This window comes from Aquidulcibacter sp., assembly GCF_049239865.1.
Classification (GTDB): domain Bacteria; phylum Pseudomonadota; class Alphaproteobacteria; order Caulobacterales; family Aquidulcibacteraceae; genus Aquidulcibacter.
The window spans coordinates 36,440-51,109 of the sequence record NZ_JBMLTR010000224.1; the positions used below are offsets into that span (position 1 = coordinate 36,440).

12 protein-coding genes are annotated in these 14,670 nt (G+C 56.0%); 10 read left to right on the plus strand and 2 right to left on the minus strand.

Annotated features, from left to right (window positions below; all coding sequences use genetic code 11):
- Positions 1 to 5: 5 nt before the first annotated feature.
- The 9 genes from ccoO to ACOVRA_RS16865 all read left to right on the plus strand — a co-directional run bounded on the left by ccoO (position 6) and on the right by ACOVRA_RS16865 (position 10,527).
- The gene (gene ccoO / locus ACOVRA_RS16825; RefSeq protein WP_421721296.1) at positions 6 to 746 is read left to right on the plus strand and encodes a cytochrome-c oxidase, cbb3-type subunit II; all 741 of its coding nucleotides are present in this window, start codon (positions 6 to 8) and stop codon (positions 744 to 746) included.
- A gap of 10 nt (positions 747 to 756) precedes the next feature.
- Positions 757 to 924 (plus strand): cbb3-type cytochrome c oxidase subunit 3, encoded by a 168-nt coding sequence (locus tag ACOVRA_RS16830; RefSeq protein ID WP_290810605.1) that lies wholly within the window; start codon positions 757 to 759, stop codon positions 922 to 924.
- Positions 914 to 1,783: a cytochrome-c oxidase, cbb3-type subunit III gene (gene ccoP, locus ACOVRA_RS16835; protein ID WP_421721297.1), complete on the plus strand. Its 870-nt coding sequence runs from the start codon at positions 914 to 916 to the stop codon at positions 1,781 to 1,783. Before ACOVRA_RS16830 ends, ccoP begins: the two co-directional genes overlap by 11 nt.
- A 25-nt stretch (positions 1,784 to 1,808) precedes the next feature.
- A complete protein-coding gene (gene ccoG, locus ACOVRA_RS16840) occupies positions 1,809 to 3,347 on the plus strand; it encodes a cytochrome c oxidase accessory protein CcoG (protein WP_421721298.1) in 1,539 nt (512 codons plus the stop codon).
- Positions 3,340 to 3,843: a FixH family protein gene (locus ACOVRA_RS16845; RefSeq protein WP_298230251.1), complete on the plus strand. Its 504-nt coding sequence runs from the start codon at positions 3,340 to 3,342 to the stop codon at positions 3,841 to 3,843. Before ccoG ends, ACOVRA_RS16845 begins: the two co-directional genes overlap by 8 nt.
- A gap of 122 nt (positions 3,844 to 3,965) precedes the next feature.
- Positions 3,966 to 6,077 (plus strand): heavy metal translocating P-type ATPase, encoded by a 2,112-nt coding sequence (locus ACOVRA_RS16850; RefSeq protein WP_421721299.1) that lies wholly within the window; start codon positions 3,966 to 3,968, stop codon positions 6,075 to 6,077.
- A 4-nt stretch (positions 6,078 to 6,081) separates the two neighbouring features.
- Positions 6,082 to 6,234, plus strand: a complete 153-nt coding sequence (gene ccoS / locus ACOVRA_RS16855; RefSeq protein ID WP_421721300.1) for a cbb3-type cytochrome oxidase assembly protein CcoS — start codon at positions 6,082 to 6,084, stop codon at positions 6,232 to 6,234.
- A 20-nt stretch (positions 6,235 to 6,254) separates the two neighbouring features.
- A complete protein-coding gene (locus tag ACOVRA_RS16860; protein ID WP_421721301.1) occupies positions 6,255 to 7,055 on the plus strand; it encodes a DUF2189 domain-containing protein in 801 nt (266 codons plus the stop codon).
- 55 nt (positions 7,056 to 7,110) lie between these two features.
- The gene (locus ACOVRA_RS16865; RefSeq protein WP_421721302.1) at positions 7,111 to 10,527 is read left to right on the plus strand and encodes a PAS domain-containing hybrid sensor histidine kinase/response regulator; all 3,417 of its coding nucleotides are present in this window, start codon (positions 7,111 to 7,113) and stop codon (positions 10,525 to 10,527) included.
- On the opposite strand, the gene ACOVRA_RS16870 is transcribed toward ACOVRA_RS16865, so the two are convergent.
- Together ACOVRA_RS16870 and acs are read right to left on the minus strand one after the other, a co-directional pair.
- Entirely contained in the window at positions 10,462 to 11,082 is a 621-nt protein-coding gene (locus ACOVRA_RS16870) for a response regulator (protein ID WP_421721303.1), read from the minus strand. The two genes, ACOVRA_RS16865 and ACOVRA_RS16870, sit on opposite strands and share 66 nt — an antisense overlap.
- Positions 11,083 to 11,087: 5 nt before the next feature.
- Complete coding sequence (acs, locus tag ACOVRA_RS16875; protein ID WP_421721304.1) at positions 11,088 to 13,013, minus strand: acetate--CoA ligase; 1,926 nt, start codon at positions 13,011 to 13,013, stop codon at positions 11,088 to 11,090.
- A 206-nt stretch (positions 13,014 to 13,219) separates the two neighbouring features.
- Between acs and ACOVRA_RS16880 the strand changes: the two genes are divergently transcribed.
- Positions 13,220 to 14,641: a DcaP family trimeric outer membrane transporter gene (locus ACOVRA_RS16880; RefSeq protein ID WP_421721305.1), complete on the plus strand. Its 1,422-nt coding sequence runs from the start codon at positions 13,220 to 13,222 to the stop codon at positions 14,639 to 14,641.
- Positions 14,642 to 14,670: the final 29 nt, after the last annotated feature.

Genomic DNA, 14,670 nt, shown 5'->3' on the forward strand with positions numbered 1-14,670 from the left:
CGATCATGCTTTTCAAAAATCACGGCATTATCGAGCGTAACTCAATGATCCTTCTGGTCGGGATTCTATTGGTGGTCTCGATTGGTGGGATCGTCCAGATCGCGCCTTTGTTCCGCATCGAACAAACCATTGAGAAAGTCGACGGAGTGCGCCCCTATACACCGCTCGAGTTAGCGGGGCGTGGGGTCTATATCCGCGAAGGCTGCTACACATGTCATAGCCAAATGATCCGGCCTTTGCGCGACGAGATTGAGCGCTATGGCCATTATAGTCTCGCCGCTGAGAGCATGTATGATCACCCCTTCCAATGGGGTTCCAAGCGGACGGGGCCGGACCTCGCTCGGGTGGGCGCAAAATATTCCGATGCGTGGCACGTCCAGCATCTGATCAATCCTCGCTCGGTCGTGCCTGAATCCATCATGCCGCCTTACGCCTTCTTGGAAGGCCGCGAAATCGGCATCAAGGATGTGGTCGACAAACATATCGTCGCCCAAACCCGGGTCGGTGTGCCTTATACGCAAGCCGATATCGACAATGCCAAGACGGACTTGATGGCTCAGGCCGATCCCAACGCGGATAGCGAGGGCTTGCAGGCCCGCTATGGCGGCAAGGTCACGGTTCGCGACTTTGACGGTGATCCATCCAAAGTGACCGAAATGGACGCCTTGGTGGCCTATCTTCAGGTCCTTGGCACCATGGTCGATTTCAAAACCTATGAGCCCATGAAGGCTGAAAACCTACGCTAGGGAGGCGTCCATGTCATACGAACAATTGTCTGCCTTCGCACAAACCTCGGGCATGATTTACTTCATGGCCATCTTCGCTGCCGTTTGCCTGTACGTCTTCTGGCCTAGTAATCGCGCCAAATTCGATAAGGCTGCCCGTATGCCACTTGAGAATGAGGATATTGACCATGTCCGATAAGAAACCAAAGGACGACATCACCGGCGTGGAGACCACCGGCCACTCCTGGGATGGCATCACGGAATTGAATAATCCTCTGCCGCGTTGGTGGGTGCTGACCTTCTATGCCTGTATCGCCTGGGCCGTGGTCTATTGGATTGCCATGCCCGCTTGGCCAACCATCTCAGGCAATACAAAAGGCCTATTGGGTATGTCGGACCGGCGCCAAGTCGATCAAGAAGTGGCAAAGCTCGTCAGCTCTCGTGCACCCCAATTTGCCCAACTCCATGCAACCCCGATTGAATTAGTTAGCAAGAACAAGGAATTGTTCCAGTTTGCCCAAGAATCGGGGCGCGTTGCCTTTGCCCAAAATTGTTCAACCTGCCATGGGGCGGGTGGCCAAGGCGCCAAAGGCTATCCAAGCCTCGTCGATGACGTCTGGCTGTGGGACGGGTCGATCCAAGGCATTCGTTCGACCTTGCAAACCGGGATCCGGACAGATCATCCAGATGCACGTTTCAGCCAAATGCCTTCCTTTGGTCGCGACAAATTGTTGGAACCCCAACAGATTGCTGATGTTACCCAATTTGTGTTGACGCTGTCGCGCCAGCCCGCTGACGCTAATGCCGCCGCACGGGGGGCACAGGTGTTTGCGACGAATTGTGTGGCTTGCCACGGTGCCGAAGGGAAGGGAGATCCACTCCAAGGTGCCCCTAACCTGACCGACAAAGAATGGCTCTATGGTGGAACGGCCCAAGAGATCACCACCCAGATCAATCTCGGACGCGGTGGGGTCATGCCCACGATGTCGCAACGCCTTGATCCAGCGACTTTGGATGCCCTGGCGGTCTATGTCCATTCACTCGGCGGTGGCACCTAAACGTGTCATTTCCCCCTGAGGTCAAATGAAGATCATTGACACTCTAGACGTTGCAGGCCCTGCCGCTCTTGCGAGTGGTGAGGCCGCGCACGGTGTGGCGCGCTCTGATGCTGTTGCGGTGAACAACGCGCAGCAACGGGAGCTGTATGAGAAGCGCCAGCAGATCTATCCCAAGGCAGTGCACGGGTTTTGGCGGCGAACCAAATGGCTGATCGTGGGCCTGTTGCTAGGAATCTATTATTTAGTGCCATTCCTGCGTTGGGACCGACCCGGGGCCGCGCCAGACCAATTCCTGTTATTTGATTTCACGGGGCGGCGATTTTACTTCGGCCCAATCGAGATTTGGCCTCAAGAACTTTACTACGTAACCGGGCTCTTGATTTTGGGCGCGATTGGTCTGTTTCTGGCCTCAGCCCTATTTGGTCGCATCTGGTGTGGCTATGCCTGCCCGCAGACGGTCTGGACGGACCTCTTCATCGCAGTCGAACATTGGTTTGAGGGCGATCGCAACCAGCGCATTCGGCTCGACAAACAGCCTTGGGACTTCAACAAGGCCTGGCGGAAAGTCGGCAAGCATATGGTATGGCTGATGATCTCGCTTGCGACGGGCGGCTGGTTTGTGGCCTATTTCCACGATGCGCCAACTTTGTTTGCTGGCTTTTTTACTTTAAAGGCCCCGATGTCGGCCTATGTGTTTGCTGGCCTTCTGTCGGCAACGACTTATGTTTTTGCCGGTACCCTGCGGGAGCAGGTCTGCACCTATATGTGCCCTTGGCCGCGCATTCAGGCCGCCATGCTCGATCAGGAAGCCCTATCGGTTACCTATCGCTATGACCGCGGCGACCCACGTGGCCCCCATAAGAAGAATGATAGTTGGGAAGGCCGCGGCGATTGTATCGATTGTCGCCAATGCGTTGCCGCTTGCCCTGCCGGGATTGATATCCGCGATGGCTTACAAATTGAGTGTATCAATTGCGCGCTGTGCATCGACGCGTGCGACGAGATCATGGTGAAAATTGATCGGCCCAAGGGCCTGATCGCTTACGACACCATCCAGAATATTGAACGTCGACAGGCCGGGGAAAAGTCCGGCTATCGTTTTATTCGTGGGCGCACGCTGTTTTATGGGGTTTTGTTTGTCGGCATCAGCGGCCTGATGCTCGGCAGCCTGTTTTTGCGCACGACCTTGGACGTCAATGTTCAGCGGGACCGCGCACCCTTGTTTGTGCCGCTCTCAACCGGCCAAGTGCGCAATGCTTATACCGTCAAAGTTCTCAACAAGGCTGACCATACACGCGAGGTCAGAATTCGCATCCAAGGCGTGGAAGGCGGGCAATTACAGGCCAATGAGATGCCTGTCGTCGACAATAGCGTTGTTTTGACTGCCGGACCTGATCGCGTCGCCCAAGTCCGTTTGTTTATTGTCGCTGACCCAGAGCGCCTTGAACATCGTTCGGTGCCCGTGATGATCGAAGTGACATCTCCCAAGGATGGCGAGATCGCGAAATCCAAATCTGTCTTCATTCGTGGAGATCAATCTGAGGAGAGAGACGACGATGACTGACCTTACCGTTCCGTCTAAGCCCTTTCGTCTAACCGGCTGGCATGTTTTGGCGATGTTTGGCGGTCTGTTCGCTGTGATGTTGGCTGTCAATATTCTGTTCGTCGTTTTGGCGCTTAAGACTTTCTCGGGTGAAACCGATCACGCCTATATCAGTGGTTTGAAATTCAACGAGACTTTGGCCGCCAATGCGCGCCAAGCCGAGCTTGGCTGGACTATGACTTTGGGCTTGGAGCGGCCAACGGGTGGCGGCGCGGTTCTTGAAGCGCGCTTAACTGACCGTTCTCAGCAGCCGCTCACTGGCGCACGCTTGCAGGGCACGATCGGTCGCACGACAGATGCGAACGAGGACCAAGTATTAAGCTTCACAGAGACAGCACCTGGCATTTATCGTGCAGTGATCCACCAAATTCGACCCGGGCGCTGGAAGTTTAGCGCCTCTGCCAAGCTTGACGGCGCGCCCCAATTTTCGACGGAGACAACGCTATCACTACGCTAAACCCCACCACCGAGCCCGCTCTTGGTTGTCCTTCGGGGCTAGAGCCACCGGCATCGGCCGCTGCGGCGGCGGACCCGCGTGCCTTTGTCCAGCAAGACCGTGCCAGCGGGCTGTCGCTTGAATTGCTTGTTCGCGGTGCACGTTGTGCAGGGTGCTTGCGCAAGATTGAAACCGGTGTGACGGCACTTCCCGGCGTTTCTAACGCGCGCCTCAATCTAACCACCGGGCGCTTAAGTGTCACGTGGCAGGATGACCGCATCGATCCGCGCGCCATTGTTCAACGGGTGATTGATCTCGGCTATCAAGCCCAGCCCTTTGATCCCAGCAAAGCCCAAGCGGTGATCGATCAAGAAGGCCGTCACCTCTTGATCTGTATGGCCGTAGCGGCCTTTGCCGCCATGAACATCATGATGTTTTCGGTGCCCATTTGGTCGGCCCATTTCAATGGTGAAATGGAAGAGGGTACAAGGACCATGTTCCATTGGATTTCGGCCTGTATCGCGCTGCCGACGGCTGCTTATGCGGGCATGCCTTTTTTCAAAAGCGCGTGGAACGCTTTGAAAAAGGGGCGCGCCAATATGGACGTGCCTATCTCCCTAGGCGTTTTGTTAGCGTCGAGCCTGTCCGTCGTAGAGACTGTACGCGGTGGCGAGCACGCCTATTTTGATGCCGTTGCCATGTTGCTCTTCTTCTTGTTGATCGGCCGCTATCTTGACCATGCCTTACGCCAGAAGGCCCGCCAAGCCGCACGCGATCTTTTGGCGCTGCAGGCTGTTACGGCTTCGCGGCTTGAACCGGACGGTACAGCCATCAGTGTCGCAGTCAGCGAAATCCGTCCAGGCGATCATGTCATTATCCTGCCGGGTGACCGCATCCCCGTTGACGGCACCATCCTTGAGGGCGTGTCGGAAGCTGACTTCTCATTGTTGACAGGTGAAACAGCTCCTGTGGCATTGGGACAAGGCCAAAAGGTGCGGGCCGGGGCATTGAATCTATCGGGGCGCTTGGTTCTGGGAGCCAGTGCGCGCAGCGACGATAGCTTTCTAGCCGAGATTGCCCGCCTTGTTGAAATGGGGGAGCAAAGCAAAAGTATTTATGTGCGCTGGGCTGATAGAGCTGCGAAACTCTATGTGCCTGTTGTTCACGCGGCTGCTTTCTTGACCGCCGTGACGTGGCTGCTTTTAGGGGTCGAGCCGCGCATAGCCATTCTCAATGCCTGTGCTGTCCTGATTATAACCTGTCCCTGCGCGCTCGGCCTTGCGGTCCCCGCTGTGCAAGTGGTGGCATCTGGGCGTTTGTTTAAGCGGGGGATTTTGCTGAAGTCTGGTGATGCCTTAGAGCGCTTGGCCGAGATTGACTTCATCGCCTTTGACAAAACAGGTGTTTTGACATTGGGTCAGCCACGCCTGAGCGGGCAAGAGGCTATCTCCGAAACCGCACTCGCTCAAGCTGCCCTTTTGGCGCGCGCGTCTCGCCATCCTTTGGCCCGCGCCATGACGCGCGCTGCAGGACCCGGGTCCGCAATCGAAAATGCCCGCGAAGTGCCCGGTTGTGGCGTGGAAGGCCAGATCGACGGGCTACGGGCGCGCTTGGGCCGTGCGTCCTGGGTTGGCGTCGAGGACGCCCAGTCAGAAGAGACGGAACTCTATTTTGCCATTCAAGGCCAAGCCCCTGTGCGCTTCTGCTTTGAAGACACCTTGCGACCTGATGCGATACAAACCATCCATGCCTTAAAGGCACGCGGGTTCCAGCCAATCATACTCTCGGGTGACCGGAACGGGGCCGTCGCACGTGCCGCTTTGGCAACAGGCATTGAAACCTATTGGGGTGAGCTGACCCCCTTTGAGAAGGCCGCCCATCTGGATGGTTTGAAAGCGCAGGGACACCGCGTGCTGATGGTGGGAGACGGCTTGAACGATGCGCCTGCTTTGGCCAAGGCCTTTGTGTCGATTGCGCCCGGTACTGCAGCCGATGCCAGTCAATCGGCGGCAGACCTCGTGTTCCAAGGCGAGCAACTAGGCTCTGTGCTGGAGGCAATTGAAGTGGCGCGCGCAGCGAAAAAGCGCGTCATGGAGAATTTCTGGTTTGCAGCCCTTTACAACTTTATCGCTGCCCCGATTGCCATGCTGGGTCTAGTAACCCCCTTTATTGCCGCCATTGCCATGTCTTCGTCTTCCATTATCGTGACCTTGAATGCGCTTCGCCTCGCATCAGATCGCAGAAAGGGGGGCTAAGATTATGGATGGTATGATGTTTTTGATCCCCATTGCCTTGCTCATGGGCTTTATCGGCCTTCTCGCTTTCCTGTGGAACCTCAAGAACCGGCAATATGACGACCCTAAGGGGGCAGCAATGCGCATCCTGAATGACGATGATTTTCCTTTACCCTAGAGCCAAGACCGGAGGCCGACATGAGCCAGTTTGAGATCACGCTTGGGGAAGACGAACGGGTGCAAATTGTCCGTCTGATGCCCGACGCGCATTGGTTATGGCTTGCCAAAGGTTGGGTCGACTTTAAAGCGACGTGGCGCTATGGCATGTTGATTGGCCTCGTCCCCGTTGTGGTGGCGTGGGTGATGACTCTGGTACTTTGGCAGGCCGATATGCTGGGGTTCTTGCCCGCTGTTTGCGGTGGCTTTGCGTTGGTAGGGCCGATTCTAGCCATTGGCTGCTATGAGATTTCGCGGTTGCGGGTACTAGGTCAGCCGATCACGCTGAGGGCAACCTTTAGACCGCGCATCGTCTCGCCGGGCCAAGTGGCAATTGTCGCCTTTGTACTTATGTTGATCTTGATGGTCTGGGCGCGACTGGCCAGCTTCCTCTACGCCTTTGCGTCGAGCGCGCGAGAGCCCGCGATGCATTTGGACTTTTTGGATTTTGCCTTGCAGACACCAGAAGGCCTAATCATGGTCACGATCGGTACTGTCGTTGGCGGTGCCCTTGCCACCATCGGCTATGTGGTCTCCGTGGTCTCGATTCCGCTCGCAGCCAACCGCCCTGTTGACGCCATGACGGCCATGCTGGTTTCCGTGATTGCGGTGTCCCGCAACAAAGGCGCTATGGCCTCTTTCGCGTTTAATATCGCAATGTTGGTTGCTCTATCGCTCGCCACAGGCTTTGTCGGTCTCATCATTGTGTTTCCGTGGCTCGGACATGCAACCTACCATTGCTATCAAGCGATAACCGGAGAAACTGTCCAAAAAGCGGCCTGAAACGGTCGCGCCTAAACAAACACAAAGTCCAAAGGCCTGTGGATCTGGGGGGATCATGGAAGGCTCACTGCCGCTAATCATCATCCTAAGCTATGCAGCGCTTCTATTTGCCTGTGCGGCTTGGGCTGAAGGGCGGGGCGGCCAGCGCTTGAAGGCGCACTTGCGCCGACCGACCTATGTCCTCGCTTTGGGTGTCTATTGCACCAGCTGGACCTTTTACGGTGCGGTTGGCAGTGCCGTTGCCGACGGATGGGCCTATTTGCCCATATATCTTGGTCCGATCCTCGTTTTCATCCTTGGCCGCAAGTTTCTGGTGCGCATGGTTGAGGCCGTGAAAGCAGATGGTGCAAACTCCATTTCTGAATTCATTGGTGGGCGGTTTGGCTCCAGCCGGAGCGTGGCTGCGTTAGTCACGCTTTTGGCCCTATTGGGAGCGGTCCCTTATATCGCGCTCCAGTTGAAGTCTTTGAGCAGTACTTATGTCTTGGTGTCGGGCGCGCAGAATTCGCCCTTGATCCTCGTTTGCGCGGCAATTTTGTTGGCAGGCTGGGCGATGCTCTATGGCACTCGCCGCTATGAAGCCTCGGCCCGCAACGATGCCGTCCTATTTGCTGCAGGGTTTGAATCCTTCTTTAAGCTGGCCGCACTGCTGGCAGTTGCGGGATTTGCATTGGCATTACTGCTGCAAGCGCCGCCCGACGTGCTTGCCCGAACGCAACACACCCTCGCGACAACATTTAGCCCGCGAGCCATTAATGCGGACTTTTTGATCATCACCCTCTTGTCGATGGCGGCAATCATCGCCTTGCCGCGCCAATTCTATTTCATGGTGATTGCCGCCCAATCGAGCCGTGACGTGGATCAAGCGCGTTGGCCATTTGTGTTTTACATGGTGGCGACGCTGGTGGTGGTCGTACCATTGGCGACCGCCGGCATTGCGCTTTTGCCCAATACAGCGCGGCCCGATCTCTATGTTTTGCAATTGCCTATGAGCGAAGGCGCGCATGTGCTTGCAATGATTGTTTTTTTGGGCGGTTTTTCGGCGGCGACTGCCATGGTTTTAGTCGAGACGATTGCTTTATCCACGATGGTATCCAACGACTTGGTGGCACCCGCTTTGTTGGGGCGCGATGGCCGCGATGGGCCGCGCAATTTCGGCAAATTGATGCTGCTGGTTCGGCGCGCGGCCATCGCCGCCATCATGGTGTTTGCGCTCCTGTGGGCGCTCGCCATACCCGATAATCAAAGACTGGCATCGATTGGTTTGGTGGCCTTTGCCGCGATGGCGCAGTTTGTGCCGGTCCTAATACTGGCGGTGTACCGCGGTAACCGGGACGCCATTGCCGCACGATATAGTTTGATCGCAGGCCTAATTGTCTGGTTTTACACCTTGGCCCTGCCACAGCTTCTGGGTCCCCAAATTCTGGCCCAAATATCGACCAGTCTTTTCAATCCCTATCATTTATTTGGCATCGGTAATTTGAGCCCCATCAGCCATGGAGCGATGTGGAGCTTGGGCCTTAACCTAGCCGTCTATCTGTTGGTGACTGCACGCCGGGTCCAGACCAGTGCGCTTCCCGGTCTTCTGCGCTCGCCGACACCGGATTCTTCCCTGCAATCAGCACGCATTGAGGATCTGAAGGCCTTAGTGGCAAGATTTGTTGGTCCGAATCTGGCCCAAGAAGCTTTTGCCAATCTTAAAGATGGGGCAGGGGTCAGCCAAGCCAGTGCACGCAAGGCCGAGCGCTTGATTGCTGGCGTAGTGGGCTTGCCCTCGGCGCGCGCGCTTATAGGCTCGCGGCTTTTTGGCGCGCGCTTGTCTGCCGATGAAGTTTCTCGGCTATTGGATGAAACGGGCCAGAGTCTGCGTTTCTCAAAAGACCTATTGGCCGCCACGCTAGAACATATCGATCCCGGCGTCAGCGTGGTCGACCGCGACCTTAATATCGTCGCATGGAACAGCCGCTATCTGTCTCTCTTCAATTATCCTGATGGGATGGTCTTTGTTGGTGCCCCGGTTGCCAGACTCATTCGATTCAATGCTGAACGCGGGGAATGTGGTCCCGGAGAAATTGAAAGTCACGTCGAGCGCCGTCTTACCCATATGCGCCGTGGGCAAGCGCATAGCTTTGAGCGCGTACGCCCCGATGGCCGAGTGATAAAGACCGTCGGTGGCCCGATGCCCAGTGGCGGCTATGTCATGTGCTTTTCCGATATCACTGCCGAAGCGGAGGCATTGGCAGGCTTAAGGCGTGCGCGCGCTGAATTGGAAGCCCGTGTGGAAGAGCGCACGCAAGATTTGCGCGAAGCTAATCAGGCGCTTGCAACGGCAGATGCCGAAAAAACGCGATTCCTTGCAGCAGCCAGTCATGACCTCTTGCAACCTATTCACGCCGCACGGCTTTTTTCATCGGCGTTGGCGCGACAAATTGGCGGTGGCGATCAAGATTTGTTGCGTAAACTGGATCTATCGATCCAGTCAGCGGATACATTGCTGCGGTCCTTGCTGGATATCTCCAAACTAGATGCAGGTGGGGTGGTCGCTTCGATTGAGCGCATCAATTTGAAGCCGCTTTTGCGTGATCTTGTCGATACGATGATGCCTTTGGCGCAGGAGAAAGGGCTGCAACTCAGGCTTTTTGGGCGCGATCGCCAAGTCGAAACCGACCCGATTTTGTTGCGCTCTATCCTGCAAAATTTCTTATCCAATGCCATTCGTTATACCCGTGAAGGCGGCATTGTGGTGGCGATGCGGTCGCGTGGGCAGTCCATTCGCCTCGATGTCATTGATACCGGCCCCGGTATTGCGCCGGCCGATCATGGCCGTATTTTCCGTGAGTTTGAGCGTTTACCACACGCCGATGGTGGCGGGATCGGCCTTGGCCTCGCCATTGTTGAGCGCACGGCGCGCGTGCTGGATGCACAAATCTCGCTCTCCTCCAATTTAGGACAAGGCAGCCGGTTCAGTGTGACTTTGGATGCGGCGACCCAAACCCAAACTGAGGTACCCCTTGCTAGCCCGCGATCTGCGCCCCAGCCGCATAAGGTCAGTCCGTCTTTGAAAATTCTGGTGGTGGAAGATGATCCAGCCAATCAGGAAGCGATGCGCGCTTTTCTGGACAGTCGGGGTTATGCCTATCAATGTGCTGGTGATGCAACTTCAGCCATGCAATTCAGAGCGGCATTTGATTGTGCATTGGTCGATTTTCATTTGGGCAGCGATCAGACTGGGCTCGATGTCATTGAGGCCCTGCGTCCGCACCATCCCCAAGCCCGCTTTGCGCTCACGACAGCAGCCTCGCCTCAGGATTTTCTGGAGCGTGCGCAGGCGATGCAGGTGGAGGTTTTCCGTAAGCCGGTTGATCCAGCAGCACTCGATCTCTGGCTGGCACAGGTTTCGCCCGATCTAGGCGGGCGCGAGTCCGAGAGCCTTGGCAACCAAGACCGCTTGGGTCCGGTTCTGCACGTCTAGTTTCTTTAAGATTGAGGTCATATGGGCTTTGATCGTCGCTTCACTCAATCCAAGGTCAAATGCGATTTGTTTGTTGAGACGGCCTTGCATGACGCCTAGCATTACTTTCAATTGCGTCGGGGTCAGGCTCGCAATCTGAGCCGCAACGGGGTCGAGCAGCGGATCGACCGGAGCAGCCAAACGTTTGCCAATCAAAGCGTCGGCAATGGCCGCCTCTATCACGGATAAGTCCGAATCCTTGCCGATGAAGCCTACTGCCCCAAAGCGAAGCGCATTTTGTGCCGTTCCTGCCGCTGCTTCGCTTGAAACCACAAGGATCGGCACCTCCGGCTTTTCAGCATGGAGAAGCGCCACCCCTGAAAAGCCCTCTGCCCCCGGCATTTTAAGGTCCAAAAGGATGAGCGCCAAGTCGTCGGCAGCTTGGGCCTCTCGCAAAGCGGAAGCCAAAGTGGCGCCCTCAACCAGACGCGCATCCTTGGCGACATTGCCTGCCGCCATAGCTAGCGCTTGGCGGAATAGGGGGTGGTCGTCAGCGATCAAGATAGTGCGTGTCATGATCGCTACCGCGAGGCGATCAGCGCATCAACGACTGAAGGATCGGCTAAGGTGGAGGTATCGCCCAAGCTGGACACATCGCCTTCGGCAATCTTACGCAAGATCCGTCGCATGATTTTTCCGCTACGGGTTTTGGGCAGCCCCGGCGCGAAGTGGATCACGTCAGGCGTTGCAATGGGACCGATCTCCTTGCGTACCCATTGGATCAAGGCTTTGCGCACCTCGTCACTCTCGGTCGCATCGGCATTTAAGGTCACATAGGCATAGATGCCCTGACCCTTGATATCATGCGGGAAGCCGACCACAGCGGCTTCTGCCACATTGGCATGGGCGACAAGAGCGCTTTCCACCTCTGCGGTGCCCATGCGGTGGCCCGAAACATTGATAACGTCGTCGACCCGACCTGTAATCCAGTGATAGCCATCCTCATCGCGGCGGCAGCCGTCGCCCGTGAAATAATAGCCCGGATAGGCTGAGAAATAAGTTTGGAAGAAACGGTCATGATCACCCCAAACGGTCCGCATTTGGCCGGGCCAGCTGTCGGTGATGCACAGATTGCCTTCGGTTGCCCCCTCGAGGACTTTGCCCTCGCTATCGAGCAATACCGTTTTCACGCCAAACATGGGCAAAGTGGCGGAGCCAGGTTTAAGGGCAATCGCGCCGGGCAAGGGCGAAATCATCGCGCCGCCCGTTTCGGTCTGCCACCAAGTATCGACAATCGGGCAGCGGCCTTCGCCGACGACGTGATAATACCATTCCCAAGCTTCAGGATTGATCGGCTCACCCACACTGCCCAAAAGGCGCAAGGATTTGCGCGAGGTGGCGGTGACATAGCTATTGCCCTCGCGCATCAGCGAGCGCAGCGCTGTCGGGGCACCATAGAAGATGTTGACCTCATATTTGTCGACAATCTTCCAAAAGCGGCTGAAGTCTGGATAATTTGGCACGCCCTCAAACATCAACGTTGTCGCGCCGTTCGCCAGTGGGCCGTAGACGACATAGGAATGGCCCGTCACCCAACCGATATCGGCAGCGCACCAGAAGACTTCCCCATCTTGATAGTTGAAGATGTAGGAGAAAGTCATGGCTACCCAGACGAGGTAGCCGCCTGTTGTATGCAAAACGCCCTTCGGCTTGCCCGTGCTGCCAGAGGTATAGAGGATGAACATAGGATCCTCGGCGCTCATGGGCTCAGGTGCGCAGACATCTGAAACGCCTGCAATTGCCTCATGATACCAATGGTCGCGATCACCTTGCATCGTGATCTCATTGCCGACGTGCTGAATAACCAGCACATGCTTAACCGATGTGCAATGGGTGAGGGCTGCGTCGACATTGGCTTTGAGAGGCACCGTCTTGCCGCCGCGCATTCCGGCGTCGGCCGTAATCACAATGCTGGAATCGCAATCTTGAATGCGTCCTGCCAATGCTTCAGGAGAGAAGCCACCAAAGACGATGGTGTGAATCGCGCCCAACCGCGTACAGGCCAGCATGGCCATTGCAGCCTCGGGAATCATGGGCAGATAAAGCGTGATGCGATCGCCCTTTTTTACGCCGAGATTTTTCATTGCATTGGCCAGCCGGCATACACCGCTATGCAACTCGCGATAGGTGATCTTGCGTGATTGGCTCGGTTCGTCACCTTCCCAGATGATCGCCACCTGGTCTGCGCGATCCTTTAGATGGCGATCGAGACAATTCTCGGAAACATTGAGCACACCATCTTCAAACCATTTGATGCCGAAGTCGGCTTCGTTGAAGCTGGTATTTTTGACTTTGGTAAAGGGCTTTATCCACGTGAGGCGTTGGGCTTCCGTGGTCCAGAACGCATCGGGATTATCGATAGATGCAGCATAGGCCTCACGATAACCTTGTTCCGTAATGCGTGCTTTTTCAGCCCATTCGGCTGGAACTGGATAAACAGCTACCATGGTCGTCTCCCTCGTCGGCCCATCTGACTGGGCGATGTTTCGGTCTTTTTTAAAGTCTTTTCGCGCGCACCGCACCCTAGACCAAAGTCTATCGGGACTACGACTAAAGTCTAGCTATCGCCTGGAGCTGTGACCTGAGAGGTTAGACCCAAGGGCCCGCTTTGTAACGGTTGCGGCCTGTCAAAACAACGACCGAGGGAACCACCATGCTTACGATCAAACGGCGTCATCACTTGCTGTCAGGCATTGCCCTTTTTGCCCTTGCAGCCACTTCCGCGCAAGCGGATACACCAAAGGAACAAGAGCTTGAGGCGCGAATTGCAGCTTTAGAGCGGATGTTTGGCACCGTCCAAACAGAGCTTGCCAGTGCGCAGGCAGAGAATCAGAAACTGCGCGCAGATGCGGCACTCGCCCAGGCCAAAACGGCAGAGTTGGCAAATAGCGTTGCCGCAATTCATGTCACGCCAGCGGCTGCTCCTGTCGGACCAACTGCTACGGCTGACGGTTTTAAAGTTGGCGCAACGACGGTGAAATTGGGCGGGTTCTTTAAGACGACCGTGGATTTCACGCGTTGGAATGATGGCGATGTGGCGACCGGCAATTTGGGGCGAGACTTCTATTTGCCCCAGTCCACGCCTATTGGCGGCCAGCGAGAAAGCCTAGACAATGACTTTAATGCCAAGCAGACCCGCCTATGGCTGACCACCGAAACTGCGATCAGTGGTCACACGTTAAAGGGCTATGTCGAAGGCGATTTCCAAACTTCACCTGGTACCCAGGGCAATGAGCGCACCACCAATGGCTATAACTTCGCGCTGCGCCGCGCCTATATACAATATGACCGCTTCACCTTTGGCGAGGATTGGACGACCTTCCAGAATGTGGCGACCTTGCCGGAATCCACCGACTATATTGGCCCGACAGAAGGCATTGTCTTCGCCCGGCAGGCATTGGTGCGTTATTCTTATCCGTTGAGCAAAACCACTACGTTGCATGTCGCGGTGGAAAACCCTGAAACCGCAAGTGCTAATCTTGGTTCGCCCGCCCTGATTGAGAATGACGATGACTCGGTGCCAGACTTCATCGTTCGATTGAACCATAGCTTTGCTGCTGGTGAGATCTCGGTCGCAGGGATCGCGCGGCGTTTGTCAGTCGACAATGGTGCGATTGGCGACACGTCTTCAGGCTATGGGGTTAGCGTCACCGGTAAGGTCAATTTGGATGCTGCGAAGCGCTATGAGTGGAAGTTCATGGCCACCTATGGCACCGGCATTGGTCGCTATGTCGGCCTAAATTTTGCCCCGGATGCCGTCTTTGTGCCTGCGACTGGCCAGCTCAAAAATGTCGATATTCTGGGTGGGTACTCGGCCCTTAAGGTCAATTGGACACCCAAACTACGCTCCACGCTGACCGGCAGTATCCAAACGGTCGATTATGACAGTGGACTGGCTTTGGCCAGCCTAGCCAATTTCAACAAGCAGGCTTGGAGCGTCTCGGCCAATCTATTCTACTCCCCCGTCAAAGGCGTGGATTTGGGAGCAGAGTATCGCCACGGCGTTCGAGAAGTCGTTAGCGGCGCGGACGGCTCACTCGACAGGCTCGAGTTATTGGCGAAGTATAGTTTCTAACTGGAAAAAATGGAGGGAGAGAGACATGG

What these genes read in the sequence shown, in the direction of transcription:
- ccoO (WP_421721296.1), top strand. Translation starts at nt 6, where the DNA reads ATGCTTTTCAAAAATCACGGCATTATCGAGCGTAACTCAATGATCCTT.
- ACOVRA_RS16830 (WP_290810605.1), top strand. Translation starts at nt 757, where the DNA reads ATGTCATACGAACAATTGTCTGCCTTCGCACAAACCTCGGGCATGATT.
- ccoP (WP_421721297.1), top strand. Translation starts at nt 914, where the DNA reads ATGTCCGATAAGAAACCAAAGGACGACATCACCGGCGTGGAGACCACC.
- ccoG (WP_421721298.1), top strand. Translation starts at nt 1,809, where the DNA reads ATGAAGATCATTGACACTCTAGACGTTGCAGGCCCTGCCGCTCTTGCG.
- ACOVRA_RS16845 (WP_298230251.1), top strand. Translation starts at nt 3,340, where the DNA reads ATGACTGACCTTACCGTTCCGTCTAAGCCCTTTCGTCTAACCGGCTGG.
- ccoS (WP_421721300.1), top strand. Translation starts at nt 6,082, where the DNA reads ATGGATGGTATGATGTTTTTGATCCCCATTGCCTTGCTCATGGGCTTT.
- ACOVRA_RS16860 (WP_421721301.1), top strand. Translation starts at nt 6,255, where the DNA reads ATGAGCCAGTTTGAGATCACGCTTGGGGAAGACGAACGGGTGCAAATT.
- ACOVRA_RS16865 (WP_421721302.1), top strand. Translation starts at nt 7,111, where the DNA reads ATGGAAGGCTCACTGCCGCTAATCATCATCCTAAGCTATGCAGCGCTT.
- ACOVRA_RS16870 (WP_421721303.1), bottom strand. Translation starts at nt 11,082, where the DNA reads ATGACACGCACTATCTTGATCGCTGACGACCACCCCCTATTCCGCCAA.
- acs (WP_421721304.1), bottom strand. Translation starts at nt 13,013, where the DNA reads ATGGTAGCTGTTTATCCAGTTCCAGCCGAATGGGCTGAAAAAGCACGC.
- ACOVRA_RS16880 (WP_421721305.1), top strand. Translation starts at nt 13,220, where the DNA reads ATGCTTACGATCAAACGGCGTCATCACTTGCTGTCAGGCATTGCCCTT.